The organism is Rhizobium etli CFN 42 (genome assembly GCF_000092045.1).
Lineage (GTDB): Bacteria > Pseudomonadota > Alphaproteobacteria > Rhizobiales > Rhizobiaceae > Rhizobium > Rhizobium etli.
Window position 1 is genome coordinate 2,499,810 of sequence record NC_007761.1, and the last position, 23,004, is coordinate 2,522,813.

Annotated in this window: 22 protein-coding genes and 3 pseudogenes; 11 read left to right on the forward strand and 14 right to left on the reverse strand. The window is 61.6% G+C overall.

Going from position 1 to position 23,004, the window contains the following annotated elements; all coding sequences use genetic code 11:
- Positions 1-31: 31 nt before the first annotated feature.
- Positions 32-1,006: an alpha/beta hydrolase gene (locus RHE_RS12200; RefSeq protein WP_042118571.1), complete on the reverse strand. Its 975-nt coding sequence runs from the start codon at positions 1,004-1,006 to the stop codon at positions 32-34.
- 47 nt (positions 1,007-1,053) lie between these two features.
- On the opposite strand from RHE_RS12200, the gene RHE_RS12205 reads away from it, so the two are divergent.
- Positions 1,054-1,521, forward strand: a complete 468-nt coding sequence (locus RHE_RS12205) for a MarR family winged helix-turn-helix transcriptional regulator (RefSeq protein WP_011425648.1) — start codon at positions 1,054-1,056, stop codon at positions 1,519-1,521.
- Positions 1,522-1,624: 103 nt separating this feature from the next.
- On the opposite strand, the gene RHE_RS12210 is transcribed toward RHE_RS12205, so the two are convergent.
- Together RHE_RS12210 and RHE_RS12215 are read right to left on the reverse strand one after the other, a co-directional pair.
- Positions 1,625-2,815, reverse strand: coding sequence for a low temperature requirement protein A (locus RHE_RS12210; protein ID WP_011425649.1), 1,191 nt, complete (start codon positions 2,813-2,815; stop codon positions 1,625-1,627).
- A 28-nt stretch (positions 2,816-2,843) separates the two neighbouring features.
- The gene (locus RHE_RS12215) at positions 2,844-3,218 is read right to left on the reverse strand and encodes a gamma-butyrobetaine hydroxylase-like domain-containing protein (RefSeq protein WP_020921463.1); all 375 of its coding nucleotides are present in this window, start codon (positions 3,216-3,218) and stop codon (positions 2,844-2,846) included.
- A 182-nt stretch (positions 3,219-3,400) separates the two neighbouring features.
- On the opposite strand from RHE_RS12215, the gene moaA reads away from it, so the two are divergent.
- Positions 3,401-4,447 carry a GTP 3',8-cyclase MoaA gene (moaA, locus tag RHE_RS12220; protein ID WP_011425651.1) on the forward strand — a complete coding sequence of 349 codons (1,047 nt, stop codon included), beginning with the start codon at positions 3,401-3,403 and terminating at the stop codon, positions 4,445-4,447.
- Between the two features lie 110 nt (positions 4,448-4,557).
- Here moaA and RHE_RS12225 read toward each other — a convergent pair.
- Positions 4,558-4,903: pseudogene (locus RHE_RS12225) on the reverse strand (SAM-dependent methyltransferase); the annotation flags it as partial.
- 111 nt (positions 4,904-5,014) lie between these two features.
- Here RHE_RS12225 and RHE_RS12230 point away from each other — a divergent pair.
- Positions 5,015-5,335 (forward strand): annotated as a pseudogene (locus RHE_RS12230) (ATP-binding cassette domain-containing protein); the annotation flags it as partial.
- A 21-nt stretch (positions 5,336-5,356) separates the two neighbouring features.
- Here the strand turns inward: RHE_RS12230 and RHE_RS12235 are convergent.
- From RHE_RS12235 to RHE_RS12250, 4 genes are all read right to left on the reverse strand, one after another.
- Positions 5,357-6,307, reverse strand: coding sequence for a sugar-binding transcriptional regulator (locus RHE_RS12235; RefSeq protein ID WP_011425654.1), 951 nt, complete (start codon positions 6,305-6,307; stop codon positions 5,357-5,359).
- 21 nt (positions 6,308-6,328) lie between these two features.
- Entirely contained in the window at positions 6,329-7,795 is a 1,467-nt protein-coding gene (locus tag RHE_RS12240; protein ID WP_011425655.1) for an FGGY family carbohydrate kinase, read from the reverse strand.
- 68 nt (positions 7,796-7,863) lie between these two features.
- A complete protein-coding gene (locus RHE_RS12245) occupies positions 7,864-8,820 on the reverse strand; it encodes a transketolase family protein (protein ID WP_011425656.1) in 957 nt (318 codons plus the stop codon).
- Positions 8,820-9,629 (reverse strand): transketolase, encoded by an 810-nt coding sequence (locus tag RHE_RS12250; protein ID WP_042118573.1) that lies wholly within the window; start codon positions 9,627-9,629, stop codon positions 8,820-8,822. Before RHE_RS12250 ends, RHE_RS12245 begins: the two co-directional genes overlap by 1 nt.
- A 214-nt stretch (positions 9,630-9,843) precedes the next feature.
- Here RHE_RS12250 and RHE_RS12255 point away from each other — a divergent pair, with 214 nt between their 5' ends.
- From RHE_RS12255 to RHE_RS12275, 5 genes are all read left to right on the forward strand, one after another.
- Positions 9,844-10,824, forward strand: coding sequence for an ABC transporter permease (locus RHE_RS12255; RefSeq protein ID WP_011425658.1), 981 nt, complete (start codon positions 9,844-9,846; stop codon positions 10,822-10,824).
- A gap of 116 nt (positions 10,825-10,940) precedes the next feature.
- Positions 10,941-11,870 (forward strand): sugar ABC transporter substrate-binding protein, encoded by a 930-nt coding sequence (locus RHE_RS12260; protein WP_011425659.1) that lies wholly within the window; start codon positions 10,941-10,943, stop codon positions 11,868-11,870.
- 28 nt (positions 11,871-11,898) lie between these two features.
- Positions 11,899-13,377 (forward strand): sugar ABC transporter ATP-binding protein, encoded by a 1,479-nt coding sequence (locus RHE_RS12265; RefSeq protein WP_011425660.1) that lies wholly within the window; start codon positions 11,899-11,901, stop codon positions 13,375-13,377.
- A 22-nt stretch (positions 13,378-13,399) separates the two neighbouring features.
- Positions 13,400-14,188 (forward strand): SDR family oxidoreductase, encoded by a 789-nt coding sequence (locus RHE_RS12270; RefSeq protein ID WP_011425661.1) that lies wholly within the window; start codon positions 13,400-13,402, stop codon positions 14,186-14,188.
- 229 nt (positions 14,189-14,417) lie between these two features.
- Positions 14,418-15,200 carry a glucose 1-dehydrogenase gene (locus RHE_RS12275; RefSeq protein ID WP_011425662.1) on the forward strand — a complete coding sequence of 261 codons (783 nt, stop codon included), beginning with the start codon at positions 14,418-14,420 and terminating at the stop codon, positions 15,198-15,200.
- A 303-nt stretch (positions 15,201-15,503) separates the two neighbouring features.
- Here RHE_RS12275 and RHE_RS12280 read toward each other — a convergent pair whose 3' ends face one another.
- Complete coding sequence (locus RHE_RS12280; protein WP_011425663.1) at positions 15,504-16,271, reverse strand: SDR family oxidoreductase; 768 nt, start codon at positions 16,269-16,271, stop codon at positions 15,504-15,506.
- 317 nt (positions 16,272-16,588) lie between these two features.
- Between RHE_RS12280 and RHE_RS12285 the strand changes: the two genes are divergently transcribed.
- The 3 genes from RHE_RS12285 to mobB are packed head-to-tail and all read left to right on the forward strand — an operon-like array spanning position 16,589 to position 18,651.
- Positions 16,589-17,497 (forward strand): DMT family transporter, encoded by a 909-nt coding sequence (locus RHE_RS12285; RefSeq protein ID WP_042118578.1) that lies wholly within the window; start codon positions 16,589-16,591, stop codon positions 17,495-17,497.
- A 9-nt stretch (positions 17,498-17,506) separates the two neighbouring features.
- Positions 17,507-18,136: a molybdenum cofactor guanylyltransferase MobA gene (gene mobA / locus RHE_RS12290; RefSeq protein WP_020921474.1), complete on the forward strand. Its 630-nt coding sequence runs from the start codon at positions 17,507-17,509 to the stop codon at positions 18,134-18,136.
- Positions 18,133-18,651: a molybdopterin-guanine dinucleotide biosynthesis protein B gene (gene mobB, locus RHE_RS12295; RefSeq protein WP_011425666.1), complete on the forward strand. Its 519-nt coding sequence runs from the start codon at positions 18,133-18,135 to the stop codon at positions 18,649-18,651. Before mobA ends, mobB begins: the two co-directional genes overlap by 4 nt.
- Here mobB and RHE_RS35090 read toward each other — a convergent pair.
- The 5 genes and pseudogenes from RHE_RS35090 to RHE_RS33600 form a co-directional block, all read right to left on the reverse strand.
- Positions 18,648-19,382, reverse strand: a complete 735-nt coding sequence (locus RHE_RS35090; RefSeq protein ID WP_406867019.1) for a response regulator — start codon at positions 19,380-19,382, stop codon at positions 18,648-18,650. The genes mobB and RHE_RS35090 overlap by 4 nt on opposite strands.
- Entirely contained in the window at positions 19,327-20,274 is a 948-nt protein-coding gene (locus tag RHE_RS35095) for a PAS domain-containing protein (RefSeq protein ID WP_406867020.1), read from the reverse strand. Before RHE_RS35095 ends, RHE_RS35090 begins: the two co-directional genes overlap by 56 nt.
- A gap of 112 nt (positions 20,275-20,386) precedes the next feature.
- Positions 20,387-21,897: pseudogene (locus RHE_RS12305) on the reverse strand (ATPase domain-containing protein).
- A gap of 250 nt (positions 21,898-22,147) precedes the next feature.
- A complete protein-coding gene (maiA, locus tag RHE_RS12310; RefSeq protein ID WP_011425667.1) occupies positions 22,148-22,783 on the reverse strand; it encodes a maleylacetoacetate isomerase in 636 nt (211 codons plus the stop codon).
- Entirely contained in the window at positions 22,783-22,953 is a 171-nt protein-coding gene (locus RHE_RS33600) for a hypothetical protein (protein ID WP_166486909.1), read from the reverse strand. The genes maiA and RHE_RS33600 overlap by 1 nt, the downstream gene beginning before the upstream one ends.
- Positions 22,954-23,004: the final 51 nt, after the last annotated feature.

Below are 23,004 nucleotides of genomic sequence, written 5' to 3' on the forward strand. Positions count from 1 at the left end.
GCCCCGCCGCGGCTGATCTTCGCCACGGACGCTACAATGCCGCGCGCCTCGCCGGAAGCTCAAAAAACGGAATGATCTCTGCATCTTTTTTGATACTTTTGCCGGTCTCCTCGTCCGCGTCGCCTTCAAGAAAGGCCACGATCGCACCGAGCACGGGAGCCGCGCCGACGATGCGCCGGTGCCCGAGGCCGTTCGCCCAGAGCAGCCGCACAGTCTCGCCGGCCGCGTCATAACGCCTGGCGTGGGCCGGCGACACCTCCTTATCGTCCTCAGCATGGATGACGAGCACAGGCCGACCAATCATGCCGGCCGTCTCGCTCACGTCGAAATCTTCGAGTCTCCGTCCGGTGACACTATGAACCTCATTCTCCAGCGCAGCCTGCGCAGTCGGGCGAAGGCCAATCATCCCGCCGAAATCGGAAAAGAGCCAAGCCATCTCGCTTGGCGCGCCGATCAGCACGAGTCGCTCGCCAGTAATGGGCGCCGCATCCGGGATCAGGCCCGCCGCCGAGACCATCAGCGCCGCGCCCCCGAAGGAATGGCCGATTGCCGCGTCGAATGCACCGAACCGCTCTCCTGCCGCCGCGATCGCCTGGACAGCAAGCCCCATATGCAGGAAGCGTCCGCCCGCCCGCCCGTGACCAGGAAAATCGAGCGCGACCACCTCGGCACCCGTCGCCGCCAGCACCGAAACGAGATTTGCCATGTAGACGGCGCTCGAGCCCCAACCATGCGTGATGAGATAGCGTTTGCGTTGGCCGATTGGCCCGCCGTTCAGGCGATAGGCATGCGCCTTGGCACCGCCGGCAAGCCTGAGCACGAAGCTTTCCGCGCCGGCAAGCCGCGCCGCACCAGCAGCATGCGCTGCCTTTGCCTTTTTGCCCTTCGGCCCTCGCGATGGCGTGCGGCAGAACAGCAGGAATGCAGCCCTGCCCGCCAGCCGCGGCGAAATCGTCTGCATTAGCCGGAATCCGAGGCGGGTGACCTCAAGCGCGAAATTTGCCATAGTGGGAATCCAAAAGACTGTTCAACACTGAACAATAAAGTACAACGATGAACAAAAATCAATCCCTACCCTGGGATCATCCGCGTTTTCGCAGCTGGATCGCGGTGGCTCGCGCCTGCCAGCTCATGCAGCAATCCCTGGCCCGCTCGCTTGTCGATCTCGACATCAAGCCGCCGCACCTCGATATCCTCGTCAATCTCTACCGCTTCGAAGGCATCTCGCAGCAGGAGCTGGCGCGCAAGCTCCTCGTCGGCCGCTCAAATATGAGCATGCTGCTGCCGCAGATGGAAACGCGCCGGCTGATCGAGCGGCGCGGCGACGAGCGCGACAAGCGCGTGTTGCGCCTTTATCTCACCGACGAAGGCCGCAAAGTGACCGAGGCGGCAATGGCGATCCAGACCGATCTCATCGAGCGTACGCTCTCCGAGGAACCGATCGAACAATGCATGGCGACCGCCACTTCAATGGAGCGCATCATCGCCGTGCTGCTTAAGGAACTGCGCGACGATGACTGATGCATGTAGCCCAAAAGTGTGCAGCGGTTTTGGGGGCACGACATGCATAAAAAGACCCTCAAGCGCCTCGCATGAACCACGTTCGATGCGAGGCGCGTGAGGTTCAATGCAATGACGGCGCCGCCGATGTGCCGCTCAGCGAGCGGTATTCCCAGGCGGCGACGATGATCAGCACCAGCGTCGCCAGGATGCCGAGCAGATAGACCTCGAGGAAGGGCGCCGCGAAGGCCAGCAGGACCACCAGCAACAGGCCGGCAAGATGCGACAGCGGCATCTGTCCGCTGGTCGCGCCCTTGAACCAGAGATTGCCGACGAGGAACAGGCCGGAGCCGCCGAGCACCGCCGCGGCGATGCCGAAGTCGCCCGTCTCGTGCGGATGCGAGAACATGAATTCAACCGCCACCGCATGCACGATGATCCCGGCAAGGATCGGAATATGCCCATAGGTGAAAGCTTGCCGCGCCAAGGCACCCGGCGTTTCCTCATGTTCGATGCGATGGGCGGCGCGCCCGTGGCCGAAGCGGAAATAAAGCCACCACATGGCGACGGTGCCAACGAAGCCGGTGACGAAGACGATGCTTGTCAGTCCCGAGATCGGCATCTCGGAAAAGGTACGGCCGGAAACGAGAATCGCTTCGCCGAGGCAGATGATAACGAAGAGCGCGCAGCGCTCGGCCATATGCGCACCTGACACGTCCCAGTCGCTTGGAACCGAACGGCCGAGCCCCGGCACTGCAAAGCCTGCGGCTGGCCCGGCATATTCAATCGCAAGCGCAACCATCCAGGCAATCAGCCTGGCTTCGTGTTCGACCAGGCCACCGCCGATCCAGAAGGCGCCGGCCACCGCAAGCCATGCGGTGATGCGGACGAAATTCAGCGTATTGGCCCGGTCGACGCGCGTCATCGCATAGGTCGTAAACAATGAGCGTCCGACCTGCATCGCCACATGGGCGCCGGCAAAGAGCAGTCCCTTGTCGCCGAAGGCCTCAGGGATGGACGCGGAAAGCACCAGCCCGAGCATCATCAGCACCACCAGCATGCCGCGCACCGGCATCTTCTCTGGATCCAGCCAATTCGTCACCCAGGCGGTAAAAATCCAAACCCACCAGACGGCGAAGGTCAGCAGCGCCGCTTCGGCGGCGCCGAGCGGCGTATAATGGGCGGCGAGCGCATGCGAAAGCTGCGAGATCGAAAAGACGAAGACCAGGTCGAAGAACAGCTCGAGGAAGGTCACCTTGCTGCCGGCCGCGCTTCCCTTGTTGCGCAGCCAGTTCTTCCTATTCGCTTTCGCCATGAGTCCCCCGATGGCCATGGATTGAAATTCAGCGCGGCTTTTCCGCCGTGTCGCGGTTCATGCCCTTTTCCCGGAGCTCGTCCTCATAGGCTGAAAACAGCTCCGCCCCCCGTTCGCCCAGTTCACGCAGGTAGGTCCAGGTGTAGATGCCGGTATCGTGCATGTCGTCGAAACCGATTCGGACCGCATAATTGCCGGTCGGCGTCATCGAGACGATCGCGACGTTGCGCTTGCCCGGCACCGTCACCTTCTGCCCCGGCCCGTGGCCCTGGACCTCGGCAGACGGTGAAAGAACGCGCAGGAGTTCGGCCGAAAGGTCGAAGCTCTGGCCGTCGTTGAAGGTCACCACCAGCCGCTGCCGGTCCTTTGAAACGCGAAGTTCGCTCGGCCAGATATCGCTCATCTCTATCATCCTCTTTCCCCTGGAGAAGTAGGCGTTCGGCTTTTTCGAGGCAAGCGCAAATTAGCGTGTGCGAGATCCGTTTCCCTTGACGGGGCAATCACATATGCACAAATAGAAACCTGTCGCTTGAAAAACGGGGCCATCCCGCTTGGCGCGCTTCAAATCCCCCCGCGGAGGAATTGGTGAATAACAGAGTGGGAACGATAGGCAACGCATCGCCGCTCACGGCTGATGCACATCCGATGATCGACCCTTTCGGCCGGGCGGTCACCTATCTCCGCGTTTCCGTCACCGACCGCTGCGACTTCCGCTGCACCTATTGCATGGCGGAGAACATGACCTTTCTGCCGAAGAAGGATCTCTTGACGCTCGAAGAGCTCGACCGCCTCTGTTCCGCCTTTATCGCCAAGGGCGTCAGCAAGATCAGGCTGACCGGCGGCGAGCCGCTGGTGCGCAAGAACATCATGTATCTGGTGCGCAAGCTCGGCGCAAAGATCGGCTCCGGCCTGGATGAGCTGACGCTTACGACCAACGGCTCACAGCTTTCCCGCCATGCCGCCGAGCTTCATGATTGCGGCGTGCGCCGCATCAACGTCTCGCTCGACACGCTTGATCCCGACAAGTTCCGCAAGATCACCCGCTGGGGCGATTTCGACAAGGTCATGGAAGGTATTGACGCCGCCCAGAAGGCCGGCATCAAAATCAAGCTCAACGCCGTGGCGCTGAAGAATTTCAACGATGCCGAGATACCCGATCTCCTGCGCTTCGCCCATGGCCGCGGCATGGACCTCACCGTCATCGAAACCATGCCGATGGGTGAGATCGAAGAGGACCGCACGGACCAATACCTGCCACTCTCAGAACTGCGCGCCGATCTCGAACGTCAGTTCACGCTAACCGACATAGACTACCAGACCGGCGGCCCGGCGCGTTACGTCAGGGTTTCCGAGACGGGCGGCCGCCTCGGCTTCATCACGCCGATGACCCATAATTTCTGCGAGAGCTGCAACCGCGTCCGGCTCACCTGCACCGGCACGCTTTATATGTGCCTCGGCCAGAACGACGCCGCGGATCTGCGCGCCGCACTGCGCGCCACCGAAGACGACGCCCTCCTCCACGCCGCCATCGACGAGGCCATCACCCGCAAGCCGAAAGGCCACGACTTCATCATCGACCGGACGCATAATAGGCCAGCTGTGGCCCGGCACATGAGTGTCACTGGTGGGTGAGAGGCGGTCCCGCGACGCGGGAGCGATCGATCCAGTGAATCGATCGCAGCGTCGAACGCCCTGAGCCTACGCGAAGGGCCAGGCAACGGTGCGGCGGCTAACCTATCCCATTACCCAGGCTTACGCGCACAAATCGCAAACCGCTCCTGCACCATGCGCTCCAACCCGCGCAGGAACAGTATCGCGCCTGTGCCCAGTGAGTATCCCCGAGCTTGCGGTCGACCACGATATCCGTAAAGCCCCCTGACGGAGAAGATCGACCACCGCTTCGACCGGCATCTCCTTGGCAAAGTGTACGCGGGAGCGGATGTTCTGATGGCGCGCCATCATTTCCGGCGACATGTGGCTCGCCGCAGGCTTGCCAGTGATCTTCGTCCAGAGCTTTTGTAGGCCCTTGACCCAGGTCTCCCTGCCCATATTGCCGTCGACGATCAGCACCTTCCTGCCGGGCTCTATCCTGGCAGGCGCGCTGCTGTTGTCGCTGACCTCGATCGTCTCGAAGTCGATTTCGGGGGCGCGCGCCCGTCGTCTTCCCGATCGGCATCATCACCGCGCTGGTCGGCCGACGGCCAGCGCCAGCTCGTCTCCGTCGCCCGGGCGCTCGTGCGCGAGCCCGAGATCATGCTGATGGACGAACCGACAAGCGCATTAGACCTCCACCGTCAGATCCACGTGCTCGATTTCATGCGCCGCCGGGCGCGCGCCAAAGCCATGCTCGTCCTGATCGCCAAGGTGCTGGTCATCCCCAACGGCCGCATGCACGCCTGCGGCGCCCCCAGGGACGTCGTCACCGCCGAGATGCTGCGGGAGATCTATCGGGTCGAGGCCCGGGTGGAGAAATGCTCTATGGACCACGATCATGTCATCGTGGATGGGACGGCGCATTGAGGCCGGCAAAATCAGTCTGCCTCAGTCGATCAATCGCTGCGCGGTGAACTTGTCCGTAACAAGCATGTCGATGACCCCAACGCGGAGTGCACCTGCAATAGCGTTGGTCTTTTTGGCACCGCCGGCAAGCGCGATGACCCGGTCCACCCGTTCGAGATCCTCGAGTGGAAGCCCTATGACCCGGTCGTCCAGCGGCGTCTTGACCGGCTTGCCGTTCTTATCGAAGAAGCGCAGTGAGATATCGCCGACGGCTCCCGCTTCCGCGAGATCGGAGAGTTCGCGTGACGAAAAGATATTCCCGGATCGAGCGAGAAGTTCGGAGGGCTCGACGGCTCCGATGCCCACAATCGCCAGCGTGATGCTGCCGAATAGGTCCATTGTCTCGCGGACGAAGGGGTCGGCCTGCATCAGCAGTTTTGCCTCTCTTGATGTCGTCACGCCCTGCACGGGGAGCAGTTTCGGCTCGGCGCCGGTCAGCCGCGCAAGCCGCGTGGTCAGCTGCGTCGCATGCGTCTGCACGGAAGGATCGCCCATGCCTCCCAGGGTCTGGACGACATATTTCGCCTGAGCGCTCTTCTGCGGGTGAATGTTCTCGACCATCTTGAAGATGGTCTGGCTCCAGCTCGAAACGCCGATGATCTCCCCTGGCGCAAGCGTCACCTCCAGGAGATGCGCCGCCGCCTCGCCGATGCGGGCCATGATGGCGCCGTCCCGGTCTTCGGTGCATTCGACGACGATCGCCTCCGGCAGATCGTATTTCTCGCGAAGCGCGCCCTCGAGCTCGCTATAGGTGCCGACGGGAGGGATGACGCTGGTTCGCACGATATCTTCGGCCTCGGCACGTTTGAGCATGCGCGATACCGTCGCCTGCGACAGGCGAAGGTGTTGTGCGATCTCCGCCTGCCGCCGCCCCTCGATGTGGTACATCTGGGCGACCCTTGAAATGAGGCGGAGTTCGTTGAGGCGAGTCATCGCTGATCCCGGAGTGAATTTTTATTCACCTTTAGCCTGTGTTTCGCGGGACGTCGAGCGGGCAAGCGCATCATTCCAGGTCGCCAGAAGGGCCTCTCGGTCCATGACCTGCGGCTCGATGGTCTGGCTGTTTCGCGGCAGCTCCGAGACGACTTGGAGATCGCTCCACAAGCCGAGGGAGAGGCCCGCCAGATAAGCGGCGCCGAGAGCCGACGCCTCGGGTGCTTCGCATTGGATCACGGGATGCTCTATAAGATCCGAGACGCACTGCATCAGAAAGCGGTTCTGGCTCGGTCCCCCATCCACATAGAGCGCCCCGAGTTCGCCGCCGCTCTGCGCCCGCATGGCCGCGATCACATCATGCACCTGGAAGGCGATGGAATCGGTTACCGACCGCGCCATCTGCGCGCGTGTCGTATTGAAGTTGATCTGGGAGAACAAAGCACGGGCGCCGGAATTCCAGTAAGGCGCACCCAGCCCCACGAACGCCGGCACGAAGCCAGGCGCGCCCGGCCCGGCGCTCGCCGCAAGTTCGACGAGGGCAGCCACGTCAGCCAGGCCAAGAATATCCGCCATCCAGGGAAGGCTGGCGGCGCAAACGAGGATATTGCCCTCGAAAGCGAAGGTCGGCTTTCCCGCGATGCGCCATGCGACGGTGGTTGTGATGCCATTGCGCGGGGCGATGAATTGCGGCAGCGTCGTCATGACCGAAGAGCCGGTGCCGAAGGTCACCTTGCCGTCGCCCGGCTTGAATGCGCCATGGCCGAACAGGGCTGCGTGGCTGTCTCCGATCGCGGCCATGATAGGCGTGCCGTCGGGCACCCCGGGCAATCCTTGCGTTCTGCCGAAATCGCCAGAGCTGTCGAGCACCTCCGGCAGGAGCGCGATATCGACGCCGAAGATCTCGCCAAGTTCCTCGCTCCATCTCTGTTCCCTGAGATCGAACAACTGGCTCCTGGCGGCATTCGAAGCGTCGCAGACATGCCGGCGCCCGCCCGTCAGGCAGTGAATGAGCCAACTGTCGACCGTTCCCAGCCGCACCGATCGCCCGGCCGGGATCCGGTCGAGCAGCCATCGGAATTTCGAACCCGGAAACATCGGATCCAATGGCAGGCCGGTCAGCGCCTGCACACGGTCGAGGCGGCCTTCGACAATGAGACGTTCGCAATCCGGCGCCGTTCGACGGCACTGCCAGCTGACCACTGGTCCGAGCGCATCTCCCGTTTCGGCATCCCAGGCGGTAACGGACTCGCGCTGGTTGGAAATGGCTACGGCCTCGATCGTCGCATCGGGGCCGGCCTTCAGGCAGGCGTCGATCGCTTCGCAGACCGATGCGTAGAGCCGGCGCGGATCTTGTTCGACCCAGCCTTCCTTCGGATAGGAGATGCCGACTGGAGCGGAACCCCTGCCGATGATTTCTCCCTTTTCGGAAACGAGAACTGCCTTTGAATTGGTCGTACCCTGGTCGATTGCCAGAATTGCCCGCATTTTATCCTCCACAGATCAGGCGGCGGCCGCGGCGGCAAATGCGCCCCGGCCGCTTCACGCGATCCCAATTACTTGCGCTTGATCAGCGCCTGTGCAGCGTCGGCGATGGCGGATGGCGACATCCCGTATTCGTCGAGCAGGAACTCTGCCGAACCGGTCGGGGCGTAGACGCCGGGAACGCCGAGACGTTTCATCGGCACCGGGGCATTATCGACCACCACTTCGGCGACCGCGGAGCCGAGCCCGCCAAAGATCGAATGCTCTTCGGCCGTGACAATCGCTCCGGTTTCCCTAGCCGCGGCGATGATGGCCTCCTCGTCGATCGGACGAACCGTTGCGAGATTGAGCACCCTGGCATCGATGCCGCGTTCGGCGAGAATCTCGGCAGCCTTCACGATGCGATGGGTCAAGGTGCCATTGGCGATCAGCGTGACGTCGGAACCTTGGCGGAGGAGATTCGCCTTGCCGAGTTCGAACCTGTGGCCCTCCGGCAGAAGGTCGGGCACACCGACCCGTGACAGACGCAGGAAACAGGGACCGCTGTAGGTCGCTGCCCAGGCAACGGCAGCGGCGGTCTCGATCCGGTCGCAGGGCGCGATAACAGGAAGATTGGGCAGGACCCGCGTCCAGGCGAAGTCTTCGATCGAGTGATGAGTCGGCCCCAGTTCGCCATAGGCCATTCCGGAAGAGATGCCCACCAGCTTTACGTTGGCATTCGAGTACGAAATATCGGCCTTGATCTGCTCCAGCGACCGGCCAGTGAGAAACGGCGCGGCGCCGCACACGAAGGGCAGCCGTCCGCCATTGGCGAGGCCTGCTCCGACGCCGACCATGTTCTGCTCGGCGATGCCGACATTGACGAGGCGCTCTCCAAACTTCGCCTTGAAGCCGCCGAGCTTGGAGGAACCGACGGAGTCGTTGCAGACGGCAACGATCATTTCGTTTTCAGCTGCCAGCTGCTCGAGCGTGGAGGCGAATGCGTCGCGGCAATCGTGAAGCTTGGGTGGGTTTACTGGCGCGTTCATTACAGTGCCTCCGACAATTCTGCCAATGCGATTTCGTATTGTTCCTTGCTCGGCACCTTATGATGCCACTCGACCCGGTCCTGCATGAAGGAGATTCCGTGGCCCTTGTTGGTATGGGCGACGATGCAGTGCGGCCCTGAACCCCGGCGTTCGAGAGCCGGAACGATCTCGCCCATATTGTTGCCGTCGATCTCGGTGACTTCCCAGCCGAAGGCTTCGAGCTTCGGACGAAGCGGAGCGAGATCGTTGGTTTCGGCAAGTGCTGCGCCCTGCTGGAACCTGTTGTGATCGATGATCAAGGTCAAGTTGTCGAGCTTGAACTGGGCTGCCGCCATGATCGCTTCCCAGTTGGAGCCCTCCTGCATCTCACCGTCGCCGGTAACGACATAGGTATGATATCCAGCGCCCGAGAGCTTGGCGGCTTTCGCCATTCCCACCGCGACCGGAAGGCCGTGGCCGAGCGGACCGGTATTGGTTTCGACGCCAGGAACCTTGTTGCAGTTCGGATGCCCGTTCAGCCTCGAATGCGGCTGCAGGAAGGTGGAAATCTCCTCCTCCGGGATGAAGCCGCGCTTTGCGAGTGTCACATAGAGGGCGCAAGCCGTATGTCCCTTTGAAAGAACGAACCTGTCGCGGTCGGGATGCTTCGGCTGGTCCGGCCAGACATTCAGCACACGAAAATAGAGCGCGGTCAAAATGTCGATGACCGACATCTCCCCGCCGATGTGGCCGGCGCCCGCTTCAAAGACCGCCTGGAGATCGCGCAATCGGATCTGGCGGGCAATGCGCTCAAGTTCTGTCGTATCCATAAGGTTCCTCTTGATGCATAAATATTCAGTTATCAATATTTTTGCACAACACACCGATTAGTCAAGCCTCCAAACGAGGTGTCTAACGAGGATATGCTGGTACAAATAGAGTTGACAGCCGGAAAGCAAGTTGTTAATGAATTTTCCAGCACGAGTGAATAATTATTCTCGCTTGCACAAATATCGGATACAAGCCTAGGCATAGGGAGGAGAAATGGTGGCGCTCGATATCAATGAACACAGGCTTTCGTCCGGCGCTTGGCTCGGAAAGCTCAAGGGAGCTACCGGTCCGCTGGTGGGATTGCTCGCGCTGTGTATCTTTCTGAGCTTCAGCACAGACACGTTTCTTTCGGTTAGAAACGGCCTCAATATCCTCGACCAGATCACCGTCCTCGGCATCATGGCAGTTGGAATGACCTTCGTCATCCTGATCGGCGGCATCGATCTGTCCGTCGGCTCTGCACTTGCCCTGGCGATGATGGTCATGGGCTGGACCGCCAACGTCGCTGGTCTGCCGCTGCCTGTCGGGATCGCCTTCGCGCTGATCGCATCGGCCGTTTCCGGCCTCATCGTCGGGCTGCTGGTGACGCAGTTCAGGGTTCCAGCCTTCATCGCCACGCTTGCGATGATGTCGGCGGCGCGCGGCGTAGCAAACATGATCACCGACGGTCAGCAGATCGTCGGCTTCCCCGACTGGTTCATGATGCTGGCGATCGATCGCCATTTCGGCGTCATGACGGCCACGGTCTTCCTCATGCTCGCGGTCGTTCTTGCGGCGTGGCTTTTCCTGCACTTCCGCTCCGAAGGCCGCATGCTCTACGCGGTGGGCGGCAACCCCGAAGTCGCACGCCTCGCAGGCATCAACGTTCCGCTGGTGACGATATCAGTCTATGTCGTGAGCGCCGTCCTTGCGGGGCTCGCAGGCATCGTGCTCGCCGCCCGCCTGGATTCCGTCCAGCCGTCGAGCGGCCTGGGTTATGAGCTGGACACCATCGCCGCGGTCGTCATCGGCGGGACATCGCTCTCCGGCGGCGCGGGCGGCATCGGGGGAACGCTGATCGGCGTCCTGATCATCGGCGTGCTTCGCAACGGCCTCAATCTTCTCAACGTTTCGCCCTTCCTGCAGCAGGTGATCATCGGGATCGTCATCGTGCTTGCGGTCGGCGCAGAGACCATTCGTCGGCGCCGCGCCTGACGCGCATGGTCCGCCGCGTTGGCGGACACGGAATTCCGTCCCTAAAATTCGGGGCGGATCAATAACCCCAGGGGGAGGACATACCCTAGGGTCCATCAAACAACGGAGGAACTACAATGAAAATTGCGCGCACCATGCTCGCGTCCGCTGCACTGCTCGGTCTCATGCTCGGTCCCGTTCACGCGGCGGAACTGAAAAAGCTTGGTCTGGCCGTTGCCAACCTTCAGGCAAACTTCTTCAACCAGATCAAGCAATCGGTCGAAGCCGAAGCCAAGAAGCGCGGCATCGAGGTTATCACGGTCGACGCGAAGGGCGACGGGCCGACGCAGGTCAACCAGATCCAGGATCTTCTGACCCAGAAAATCGATGCACTGATCTACATTCCGGCAGGTGCCGCCGCGGCAACCGTTCCGGTCAAACTCGCGAAGAACGCCGGCATTCCCGTCGTCAACGTCGATCGCAACGCCGAAGGCGCGCCGGGCGATACATTCCTCGCAACCGATTCCGTCGCGTCTGCCAAGGCGGTGTGCGACTACATTCTGAAGGAAGCCGGCGGCAAGGGGAAGATGGTCATCATCCATGGCCAGAAAGGCACGACGCCGGAAGTCGATCGCTCGAAGGGCTGCGGCGAATCCCTCAAGGCCTATCCTGATGTGAAGGTCGTTGCCGAGCAATATTCGAACATCTGGAGCCAGGACGAAGGCTTCCAGATCATGCAGAATATGCTGCAGGCAAATCCTGATGTCTCGATCGTCTTCGCACAGGCCGATGGCCTTGCACTTGGCGCAGCTCAGGCGATCAAGGTCGCCAATCCCTCGCAGAAGATCGTAGTCGGCGGCTTCGATGGCGACACTGCGGCTCTCGAAGCGCTCAGCAAGGGCGTCTTCAACGTGACGGCGACCCAGCAGACGCAGAAAATGGGACGCGATGCGGTTGAAAACGCCGCCAAGCTCGTCGCCGGTGGAAAGGTACCCCCAGTACAGCTCTTGGATGCCACGCTGACAACCAAGGAAAACGTCGCGGGCTTCATCGCCAACCACCCGTAATGAAGCCGAGGCCTTGAGGAGGTGTGCTGTGACTGATCCAGTTCTTTCCCTGAGGGGCATATCCAAGTGGTATGGGCCGCTCCAGGTTCTGAAGAATGTCAGCCTGGACGTCTATCCCGGTGAAGTGGTGGCACTTCTCGGTGAAAACGGAGCGGGCAAGTCGACGCTGTCGGGCATCATTGCCGGCTCACGCACACCTTCCGAGGGATCGATGACATGGTTGGGGCAGCCCTATGCCCCGGCCACTCCGCGCGAAGCCATCGACAACGGCGTCGTCCTGATCCATCAGGAACTGCAGCTTCTGCCGCAATTGTCGATCGCGGAAAACGTCTTCATTGGTCGCTGGCCGATGAAGAACGGCGTCGTCGACCGGGCTCAGATGGTTCGCCGCGCCCAGGACCAGCTCGCGCGCCTGAACCTTCATATACCGGCAACACGGATGGTCGCCGGCCTTTCCACCGCAAATCAACAGCTCATCGAAATCGCCAAGGCGCTGGCTCTCAACGCCAAGCTCCTGATCCTCGATGAACCGACAGCGGCCCTTGGCAGTGCTGAGACGGAAGCTCTGTTCAAACAAGTTCGCAAGCTTCGTTCGGAGGGTGTGGGCATCGTCTACATTTCCCACCGCATGGAAGAAATCAAGCAGATAACCGACCGGATCGTCGTCCTTCGCGACGGCGAGCGGGTGCAGGAATTCTCAGACAGCGCCACGCCGGTGCGAACGATTGTCGAGAGCATGGTCGGACGCCCGCTTGATCGCCTGTTCCCTGCCCTGCCGCTACCAACCGGCCGCCCGGTGCTTGAGGTGTCCGGGCTGAGCTCACCTGAGAACTCGTTCCGGGACGTTACCTTCGAGGTGCGGGCCGGAGAAATTCTCGGCATCGCCGGACTGGTCGGCGCCGGCCGCACCGAACTGGTGCGGGCGATTTCCGGAGCAGACCCAATCAGTGCGGGCTCGATCACGCTCGAAGGCGAGGAACTCAGGCTGCGGGACCCAGCCGACGCTATCGCCAAGGGCATCGTGATGGTTCCGGAAGACCGCAAGGAGCAGGGCCTGATCGTCGGGCACCGGATCAGCGAGAACATTATCTATGCCAACCTGGATAAACTCGGCGGCGGCTGGATTACCCCGCGCCTCAAGCGCTCCTTCGCGGAAAAGGCGGTTGCCAAGTTCGGCGTCAAGGGCCGCGCCGAGCAATATGCCTCCGATCTTTCTGGCGGCAATCAGCAGAAGGTCGTGATCGCCAAGTGGCTCTTGCGCGAGCCCAAGGTCGTCGTGCTCGACGAACCGACAAGAGGCATCGACGTCGGCGCCCGCGCGGGCATCTACGACATCATCGTCGACCTTGCCAAACAGGGTGTGGCGCTCATTGTCGTAAGCTCCGACCTCGAGGAGGTTCTCGGCATTTCCAATCGCATTCTCGTGCTTGCCCAGGGCAAGCAGGCAGGCATCCTCGATCGTGACCAGGCAAATGACGTCTCGGTCATGGAGTTAGCGACCATCTAAACAGACAGAGAAAGGAAGAGCGGTGTCTGACATCACTCTGAACGCCCCGAAGCTTTTCGACCTCAGCGGCCAGGTTGCCATCGTCACCGGTGCCGGCAGCGGCATCGGGCAGCGCATTGCTATCGGCCTTGCGCAATGCGGCGCTGATGTGGCGCTGCTCGACCGCCGGACTGACGACGGGCTGGCCAAGACGGCCAAACATATTCGCGCCGCCGGCCGTCGCTCGATCGAGATCGCGGCCGATGTGACGAGCAAATCCTCGCTTGCCGATGCCGTCGCACGAACCGAAGCGGATCTCGGCGCCCTGACGCTGGCCGTCAACGCTGCAGGCATCGCCAACGCCAACCCAGCAGAAGATATGGAAGAGGATCAATACCAGACGTTGATGGATATCAACCTGAAAGGCATCTTTCTTTCCTGCCAGGCTGAGGCCCGCGCCATGCTGAAGAATGGACGCGGCGCCATCGTCAACATCGCCTCCATGTCGGGGGTCATCGTCAACCGGGGCCTCAGCCAAGCGCATTACAACGCCTCCAAGGCGGGCGTCATCCATATGTCGAAGTCCATGGCGATGGAATGGGTCGGCCGCGGCATTCGCGTCAACACCATTTCCCCCGGCTATACGGCGACGCCGATGAATACCCGTCCGGAGATGGTTCATCAAACCAAGCTTTTCGAAGAGCAGACACCGATGCAGCGCATGGCTGATGTCGACGAGATGGTCGGTCCGGCCGTGTTCCTGCTGTCGAACGCAGCAAGTTTCGTGACCGGTGTCGATCTTCTGGTAGACGGCGGTTTCTGCTGCTGGTGATGCGACGAAGCGCATCCGCAACTGGAACATGAACCGGTCTCGCTTCCTCCCTGGCTGAGACCGAGGCGCTGAAGGGACCAACGGGCAAGACGGCGCGTGACATCGCCGCCGCCCGCCCTTCGCGCTGATCGAATGAGCTGAGGCACGGGCGCCGTCACTGGCGCTCGAGACGGCGCGAATTCACCGAGCGGATTTGCCGCCTCTCGAGGGATACCTGAAAGGAAACAGCATGAAACGCTTCGAAAATAAAACGGTCGTCATCACCGGCGCCAGCCGCGGCATCGGCGCGGCCATCGCCAAGCGCTTTGCGCGCGAAGGCGCCAATCTCGTCGTCTCGGCCAACGAGGATCTGGTCCACGGCGTCGCGGAAGCGATCCGGGCCAAAGGCGGCAGGGCCATCTCGTTCATCGGCGATGTCACCGACAAGGCGAGCGTCAAGGCGCTCTACGATGCCGCCGAAAAGGAATTCGGCGCGGTCGATGTCTCGATCCAGAATGCCGGCGTCATCACCATCGCCCGCATCGAAGATATGACCGAAAACGAATGGGACAAGGTCATGGCCGTCAACACCAAGGGCGTCTTCCTCTGCGCCCAGGAGGCCATTGCCAGAATGCGCAAGCACAAGCGCGGCGGCCGCATCATCAACACCGCCTCCGGCCAGGCCCGCGACGGCTTCATCTACACCCCGCACTACGCCGCCTCGAAAATGGGCGTCGTCGGCATCACCCAGAGCCTCGCCAAGGAAATCGCGATCGAAAACATCACCGTCAACGCCTTCTGCCCCGGCATCATCGAAACCGACATGTGGGCCTATAACGACCAGGCCTGGGGCAAGCTCCTCGGCAATTACGGTCCTGGCGAACTGATGAAAGAATGGGTCGAGGGCATTCCGATGAAACGCGCCGGCACCGGCGAAGATGTGGCCGGCCTGGTCACTTTCCTCGCCAGCGACGACGCCGCCTACATCACCGGCCAGACGATCAATGTCGATGGCGGATTGATTATGTCATAGGCAGGGACTTCGAAGGCGTTGAAGCTGAATGGAAGATCTGACCTGGAGCAGCCAAATGCCTTTCGCTTGCCGCTCAAGGCGTTTGTCGCTGACGCTCCTGACCTGCCTCATCTGCCCTGCGGGCATCAGCTCCACGATGGCCATATCCACCGCAAACGTCTCAAATGGAGCGAGGCACTACCGCGAGTCTCCCCAGCGGGGAGAAGATGCCGGCAGGCAGATGAGGGGGCAGCACGGCACGCCTTCATTGCCTGGCTTCGGTGAGCGCAAGCGAAAGCAAAATGAACGCCCCCATCATCAACCCTACGTCCGGCTGATCGAAACCCCACCATCCGCCAGCATCGCCGTCCCCGTCACGAAGCTCGACAGGTCGGACGCCAGGAAAAGCGCGACGTTGGCGATCTCTTCCGGCTGCGCCATGCGTTTCAGAGCATGCAGCCCGTTGACGAAGGCAAGCACTTCCGCCGTCGCGTCGGGCGCGTTGGTAATGCTGGCCGGCGTATCGGTGCCGCCGGGCAGAAGGGCATTAACGCGGATGTTGCGCGAGGCGAGTTCGGCGGCGAGGACCTGCACGAGACCGATCAAGCCGGCCTTGCTGGCGGCATAGGCGCCCATGCCGGGCATGCCGGCGGTGTAGCCGACGAAGGTGGAGGTGAAGATCAGCGAACCGCCGCCCTCTCCCATCGCCGCCGACTGGTGTTTGGCGCCAAGAAAGGCGGCGGTCAGATTGGTCTCGATCGTTTCGCGCCAGCCCTCCAGCGACAATCCGCCAACCGGCCCCATCTCGCCGAGGCCGCCGGCATTGTTGAAGGCAATGTCGAGCCTGCCGAAACGGGAGACCGCCGTTTCGACCAGCCTTGCCTGCAGCGCCTCGTCCCTGACATCGCCGGCAACGGCGACAGCCTCTCCGCCCTCCGCTTCGATTTCGGCGACGACGGCATCGAGTGCATCCTGCCGCCGTCCGTTGATCACCAGCTTCGCGCCTTCCCGAGCAAAGACCTTCGCCGCCGCGCGGCCGATGCCCGAGCTGGCACCGGTGACGATTGCGGTTCTGTCCTTCAGAAGTGTCATATCCGTTTCTCCTCAGTTGTTGAGGCATCCCAGATCTCAAACATCTGACGGTGCAGCCACCCGTTTCCCGCGCGCAAAAACAAAATCCGCCGATGAAAGTTGGTCTTGGCCGGATCAGTGCCCTCGGTATGGCATATCCGAAATACCGGATTCGTCAGATAAAACGGTAAGTTGCTGCGGTTTCCGCAGAGGCGCCTGCCGTGACGTCAGCACCATCGTGCGCCGCATCATCGATTTATGCAGGGTGTGACATTCATTCGATTCCCTTCACGCATCTTCCCGACTAAGAAGGGCGCACAGGTAACGGGAATCTCTTCATGCCGCGGTCACGCAATACTGAGGGCGCCATCTATATGAGCATGGCGATGGCCGGATTTTCCGCGAGCGATGCTCTCTCCAAATCGGTGATCGCCTCTATGAACGCCGGCGAGATCATGTTTCTGCGCGGCCTCTTCACCAGCCTGCTCGTCTATCTCATAGCCAGGAGAATGGGCGCTCTGCGCTCCTGGCGCGTCGTGCGGCAGCCGATCATCATCCTCCGCATCGTCTGCGAGATGTTCTCCGCCGTCACCTATATCACCGCACTCGGCATGATGCCGATCGCCAATGCCTCGGCGATCCTGCAGTCGCTGCCGCTGGTTGTCACCTTTGGCGCCGCGCTGTTCTTCAACGAGCCGGTCGGCTGGCGGCGCTGGTCGGCGATCCTCGTCGGCCTCGTCGGGGTGATGATCATCATCCGCCCCGGCCCCGAAGGCTTCACCCCCGCCGCCCTCCTCTGCGTCGCCGCGGTGCTGACGACGGCCGGCCGCGATCTCGCCACCCGCTCGATCGATCCGGAGATTCCCTCGCTGATGATCACCGTCATCACCGCCATCTCCGCCTCCTTCTTCGGCGCTTTGCTCATCCCGGTGCTCGGCGGTTGGCAGCCGGTCAGCGCGACTTCGCTCGGGCATCTCCTGCTCGCCTCGGTGCTGGTGCTCGTCGGCTACCAGTCGGTCATCCTCGCCATGCGCACTGGAGAAATTTCCTTCGTCGCTCCATTCCGCTATACCAGCCTGATCTTTTCCTCGCTGCTCGGCTTTTTCTTCTTCGCCGAAGTGCCCGACAGCTGGACGCTCCTCGGCGCCGCAATCGTCATCGCTTCCGGCCTCTATACGTTCTATCGTGAAGCCAAGCGCCGCGTGCCGCCGATCGCGCAGGAGTCTGCGCCGCGCTCACCGGTTTGAGGCAGGATGATGACGGAGTTCTCGCTCGACAGATCCGATATTGCAGGCGTCGTGCTGGCCGGCGGCCGCTCGCAACGCATGGGTCGCGACAAGGCGGTGGTGATGCTCGGAACCGACAGCCTGCTCCGCCATGTACTGCTCCGTCTCTCGCAGCAGGTCATCTCAGTTGCCGTTAACGCCGACGCGGTCGCCGAGGACGTGCCCGTGGTTCCCGACCGCGTTCCTGGCAAGGCCGGGCCGATGGCCGGCATCCACGCGGCCATGGTCCACGGCGCCGGCCTTCCCGCGATTACCCATGTCGTCACCGTCTCGGTGGATTGTCCGTTCTTTCCGACCGATCTCGTCGCCCGGCTGGCCGCAGCCCTGGAGCGCCCGTCGCAGATCGCCATTGCCGCCTCCGAGGGCCGCAGTCATCCCGTCTTCGGTCTCTGGCCGGTGACTCTGGCCGCCGATCTGGAAGTCTGGATCGCTACCGACGAAAAGCGCCGCGTGCGTGACTTCCTGTTGCGGCATGACGTTACGGAAGTGGACTTTCCGCTGCATCCGACCCGCGCCAGCCTGCTCGACCCTTTCTTCAACATCAACACGCCGGACGATCTCATCGAGGCGCAACGCTGGCTGGAGGCCCTGCGCACATGACCGCAGCGAAAATCTTCGGCATTGCCGGCTGGAAGAACTCGGGCAAAACAGGGCTTGCCGTCCGGCTGGTGACGGAGTTCACTCGCCGCGGCTACCGGATCTCGACGATCAAGCACGCGCATCATGATTTCGATATCGACAAGGTCGGGGCCGATAGCTATCGCCACCGCCAGGCCGGCGCCCACGAGGTCACCATCGTCTCCGGCACGCGTTACGCCATCATGCATGAGCTCCGCGGCGCCCCCGAACCCGCGTTCGAGGAGATCCTCGACCGGCTTGCACCTTGCGATCTCGTTTTGATCGAGGGCTACAAGCGCGAGCCTATCCCGAAGATCGAGGCTCGCCGCGTCGAGGCCGCAAACCGCACGCCGCTCGCGCCCGATGATCCCCACATCGCAGCCATCGCCGCCGATCATCCCGTCACGGACACCACCCTGCCCGTCTTCAATCTCGACGACACCGCCGCCATCGCCGATTTCATCGCCGCGATTGTCGGTCTTGAGGCTCGATCCTAGCTCGCCGATTTGAGAGGCATGTCCGTCTCGCTTGCCAACGCCTTGTGGATTTCCTTTGCAAGCTGGGCCTGGTTGTAAGGCTTTGCCAATCTTGGAAGATCGACCTCGACGCCGGCAGGAAGATCGGCGTAACCCGTTGCCAGCACGATCGGCAGCGCCGGTCGAACGGTCCGTACCGCCTGGCCAAGCTGGGCGCCGGTCATGCCGGGCATCGAATAGTCGGTAATCATCACGTCGAAATGCCCGCCGCTTCTGATCAGATCCAGCGCCTGCGAGCCGGAATTTGCTTCGACGACATCATGGCCGAGATCTTCAAGCATCTCGACCGAACTCATGGCGATCAAGGTATCGTCATCGACCAGAAGGATTTTTAGCTTGGATGCGGCGTGCGCAAGAGGCAAATCGGTTTCAGCCGGCTGCTCAGGGCGCCGTTCGGTCGCGGGAAGCCATAATTCGGCAGTCGTTCCCACGCCGAGCTTGCTTGTCAGGCGCAGCGCGCCATTAAGCTGGACGGCAAGGCCATGGATCATCGACAACCCAAGACCGGTGCCCTTTCCGAGCTCCTTGGTGGAGAAGAAGGGGTCGACGGCCTTCTTCAGCGTCTCTGCGTCCATCCCGCTGCCGTTGTCTGTCACACTAAGGACGAGATAGGTCCCCTCGTCGAAATCGCCGCCGTCACCGGCTACCTGTTCTTCGCGCAGCGAAATCGACAGAGCTCCCCCATCCGGCATCGCATCGCGCGCGTTGACGGCAAGGTTGAGCAGCGCCAGTTCGACTTGGTTCGATCGCTTCCATTTTCTGTGAATGGCGAAGCTGCTCCTCAGCCTTTTCTCTTTGAGCCACCTCTTCGACCAAGCTCCGATGGGCAGCATGCACCTCGCCGGTCCTTTCCTTCACCCGCTCCTCAAGGCTCTCATTGAGCCGCCTGAGGTTTTCCTCGCTTGTCTTGCGCGCCGTGGCATCGAAGGAAACGCCGACGAGCTTTTTCGCCGAACCATATCGGTCGGTATAGAGCTGCGCGTGCACTTCCGCCCAGTGAACCGACCCGTCCGGCCAGATGGTCCTGTGCTCGACCGAATAGTCGCGTCCGGTTTCAATCGTCCGGTCGAGGCTTGCCTGCACGAGGTGTCGGTCATCGGGATAGATGCACTTTACCAGGTTGTCATAGGTGAATTCCTCGTCCGGGCCTCGGCCGAAAATCGCCTTGCAGGTGTCGGACGCCGATAATCTCATTGAGGACAGCTCGAGCTCCCATGCACCGAGCCGTCCGGCAGCAAGCGCGGTCTGCAACCGCCGTTCTCCTTCGCTGAGCGCCTCAAGATGGGCGCGCGCCTGGTACTGTCGTAGCCGGCCTCTCAACGCGGTCTTGGCGATACTGATGAACGAAGTGGCGTGAAAAGGTCTTTCCAGGAAGGTGACATTGGCGAGAACCTCGGAAAGCCTGGCTGCGGCCGGATTCCGCTCCGGCCCGCCGCCCCGCGTGGTGAGCACGATAAAAGGCAGATCAGACCAGCTCGGCTGTGCCGAAATCCAGGCCGCGACCGGCTTCAGATCACTTGAGCGAACGGCCTCCTCTGTCAGGACGCCGAACGCGACATCGTCATCAAGCAATGTCGCGAACATCGGGAGGTCCTGAGCAGTAACCGCTGTTACGTCCGCTTCGTTCACGAGGGATACAGCAACCAGAGCATCGCGACCCGTCGGTGTATAGATCAGCGCCTTTGGTTTGCCGGTATTAGGAATTGCCGCCATCCCCGCCATTGCGCGACATGAGGGACGTCGTGTCTGAAACGAATTCCGGAACGCCGCGCAGCACTCCCTGGAATCCCACAAGCGGCCCTCCGAATGTCAAGCCTGCCGCGTCGATGCGATATTCCCTGATTGTATCCTCGTGGAATCCGGTCCTCTTCTTGATCACCGATACTGCGCGCCGCACCCTTCCAGCCGCCTCGAAATAGCGCAGTAGGATGACAGTATCGGCCAGATAGGTGACGTCGACCGGCGCCTTCATGTCACCGACCAGTCCGTGTTGGGCAACGGTCAAGAAGGTGTTTGCACCTTGCCTGTTCAGATATTGCAGCAATTCATGCATGTGGAGGATCAACGAATTCTCATCCGGCATCGAAGCCTGATATCCGTTGATGCTGTCGATAATGACAGTTTTGGCCCCGGACTTGTCGACGCAGTCCCGCACACGGTAGGCGAATTCGCCGGGCGACAGTCGGCGGCGTCCAGCTGCTCGATGTGAACAAGGCCAGCGTCCCTCATCGCCTCCAGATCGATTCCAAGCGCCTTGAGCCGCCCTAAAAGCAAGCCAAGCTCTTCATCGAAAATGAAGGCCGCAGCTTTCTCTCCCCGCGCGATCGCTGCGGCCATGAATTGAAACGAAAAAGTGCTTTTACCGGTGCCGGCAGGCCCGAGAATGAGCGTACTGGAGCCCCTCTCAAGTCCGCCGCCTAAGAGAAGGTCCAGTTCCGCAATATCGCTGGAAACATCGTCACGGGCGTAACTCGTCCTGTGCTCTGACGCGACGAGGCGCGGGAACACGACGACCCCGCCCGTCTGAATAGTGAAATCGTGGTAACCACCACGAAAGGCTTGCCCACGATATTTCATGACTCTCAAACGTCGCCGTTCGGAACCGTAGCCGGGCGCCAGTTCATCGAGATGGATCACTCCGTGCACGACGCTGTGCACCGTCTTGTCGAGGACGTCGGACGTCAGATCATCGAGCAGGAGCACCGTTGCCCCCTGCCGGGCGAAGTAATGTTTGATCGCAAGGATCTGCCGACGGTAGCGCAGCGAGCTTTGCGCCAACAACCTGATCTCCGACAGGCTGTCAAGAACGACACGGCTTGGCCGTACCCTCTCGAACGCGGCGAAAATTTCCTTGGTCGTCTCACCGAGCTCAAGGTCTGACGAATAAAGCAAGCTCTGCTGCTGATCGGAATCCAGCAGGCTTTCCGGGGGCACGACCTCAAAGACCTCGATGTTGCCCATTGATGATCATGCCGTGCGACGCGGCTCCGGCCCGCAGTTCGCTTTCGGTTTCCGAGAGCGTGATGTAGAGCCCGCGCTCACCAAGTCGCGCGCCTTAATCAGAAACTGCAGTGCAATCGTGGTCTTTCCTGCCCCTGGATTTCCCTCGAGTAGAAACACGTGGCCGGCGGAAAGCCCCCCTGCCAGAATTGTGTCCAAACCGGACACTCCGGTCCGAGCTTTCGCGGCAGGAATAGCAGTATTCATTCATTGTTTCCTTCATTTTCACTTTGAATTAGTGGCGAAGGAGGGAATGTCAAACGACAGGCGCGGTATGACTTGGCACCGCCTCAACGCGCCGCCCATAGGCTCAATATAAGTCTCTATCCTCGTACCGAAGCGTATCGACGACGACCGCAAAGGCCGCCGAAGCATGCCGGCGGCTGGTGCAGGCTAGGGTCAACCGCTGAGACGCAAATGGTCGCAATCCGCTGCGGCCGCGCCCTCACCGATAACGTCATTTCCTCGGCGCCGGCGCATTCTCCTGAAAAGCCGGTATCGCTTCGAGCCTGCCGACAATCTCCGCGATATTCGGCCACCGCGCGAGATCGAAGCCCATGCGCCTGGCGCTGATCGCCTGCGGGAAGAGGAATATGTCGGCAATGCCAGGCTGATCGGAGACCGCGAACGCCCCACGCCTCCGGCCGGCAATCATCGTCTCCACAGCGGCCATTCCCTCGCCGACCCAGTGACGGCTCCAGGCAGCAACGGCATCGGCATCGGCTTTGAAGGCGGTTTTGAGATGCAGGCCGATCCGCGGCGGCAGCAGCGCATGGATCTCGGCCGCGATCGCAAGCGCGATGGACCGCGCCCGCGCCCTGTCTTCGGCCGTGTCAGGCAGCAGCGGCGGTTCAGGCCGGATCTCATCGAGATATTCGACGATCGCCAGCGACTGGGTGACGAGGACGCCGCTGTCGGTGAGCAGGGCCGGTACAAGCCCCTGCGGATTGACACTGCGGTATCCGGCCTGTCGGCTCTCTGCCTCCTCGCCGAGAATGGTGACCGGCAGCGCCTCCGCCGTCAGCCCCTTCAACGTCAGTGCAATCCGCACCCTCGATGTCGCCGAGGAAATTTCGTTCTGGTAGAGCTTCATTATCTTTCTCCCTTATCGTCGCGCAGGAGCGGCAACCCATCCGCAGAAGACGCTGCCAATGCCGCCGTCACAAGGCCGGCGAGCGGCGAAGGCTCCTGCGAGCTTATGTCGTAGATGCAAGGTGCGGCAAATACCGCCGCTCCCAGGACCCAGATGATCATCAATCTCATGAAATCCTCCATCGGCGAGGCCCGACAGACCTCGCCCTCGGCGCCTGCCGG

What these genes read in the sequence shown, in the direction of transcription:
- RHE_RS12200 (WP_042118571.1), bottom strand. Translation starts at nt 1,006, where the DNA reads ATGGCAAATTTCGCGCTTGAGGTCACCCGCCTCGGATTCCGGCTAATG.
- RHE_RS12205 (WP_011425648.1), top strand. Translation starts at nt 1,054, where the DNA reads ATGAACAAAAATCAATCCCTACCCTGGGATCATCCGCGTTTTCGCAGC.
- RHE_RS12210 (WP_011425649.1), bottom strand. Translation starts at nt 2,815, where the DNA reads ATGGCGAAAGCGAATAGGAAGAACTGGCTGCGCAACAAGGGAAGCGCG.
- RHE_RS12215 (WP_020921463.1), bottom strand. Translation starts at nt 3,218, where the DNA reads ATGAGCGATATCTGGCCGAGCGAACTTCGCGTTTCAAAGGACCGGCAG.
- RHE_RS12235 (WP_011425654.1), bottom strand. Translation starts at nt 6,307, where the DNA reads ATGACTCGCCTCAACGAACTCCGCCTCATTTCAAGGGTCGCCCAGATG.
- RHE_RS12240 (WP_011425655.1), bottom strand. Translation starts at nt 7,795, where the DNA reads ATGCGGGCAATTCTGGCAATCGACCAGGGTACGACCAATTCAAAGGCA.
- RHE_RS12245 (WP_011425656.1), bottom strand. Translation starts at nt 8,820, where the DNA reads ATGAACGCGCCAGTAAACCCACCCAAGCTTCACGATTGCCGCGACGCA.
- RHE_RS12250 (WP_042118573.1), bottom strand. Translation starts at nt 9,629, where the DNA reads ATGGATACGACAGAACTTGAGCGCATTGCCCGCCAGATCCGATTGCGC.
- RHE_RS12255 (WP_011425658.1), top strand. Translation starts at nt 9,844, where the DNA reads ATGGTGGCGCTCGATATCAATGAACACAGGCTTTCGTCCGGCGCTTGG.
- RHE_RS12260 (WP_011425659.1), top strand. Translation starts at nt 10,941, where the DNA reads ATGAAAATTGCGCGCACCATGCTCGCGTCCGCTGCACTGCTCGGTCTC.
- RHE_RS12275 (WP_011425662.1), top strand. Translation starts at nt 14,418, where the DNA reads ATGAAACGCTTCGAAAATAAAACGGTCGTCATCACCGGCGCCAGCCGC.
- RHE_RS12280 (WP_011425663.1), bottom strand. Translation starts at nt 16,271, where the DNA reads ATGACACTTCTGAAGGACAGAACCGCAATCGTCACCGGTGCCAGCTCG.
- RHE_RS12285 (WP_042118578.1), top strand. Translation starts at nt 16,589, where the DNA reads ATGCCGCGGTCACGCAATACTGAGGGCGCCATCTATATGAGCATGGCG.
- mobA (WP_020921474.1), top strand. Translation starts at nt 17,507, where the DNA reads ATGACGGAGTTCTCGCTCGACAGATCCGATATTGCAGGCGTCGTGCTG.
- mobB (WP_011425666.1), top strand. Translation starts at nt 18,133, where the DNA reads ATGACCGCAGCGAAAATCTTCGGCATTGCCGGCTGGAAGAACTCGGGC.
- RHE_RS35090 (WP_406867019.1), bottom strand. Translation starts at nt 19,382, where the DNA reads ATGCCGGATGGGGGAGCTCTGTCGATTTCGCTGCGCGAAGAACAGGTA.
- RHE_RS35095 (WP_406867020.1), bottom strand. Translation starts at nt 20,274, where the DNA reads ATGTTCGCGACATTGCTTGATGACGATGTCGCGTTCGGCGTCCTGACA.
- maiA (WP_011425667.1), bottom strand. Translation starts at nt 22,783, where the DNA reads ATGAAGCTCTACCAGAACGAAATTTCCTCGGCGACATCGAGGGTGCGG.
- RHE_RS33600 (WP_166486909.1), bottom strand. Translation starts at nt 22,953, where the DNA reads ATGAGATTGATGATCATCTGGGTCCTGGGAGCGGCGGTATTTGCCGCA.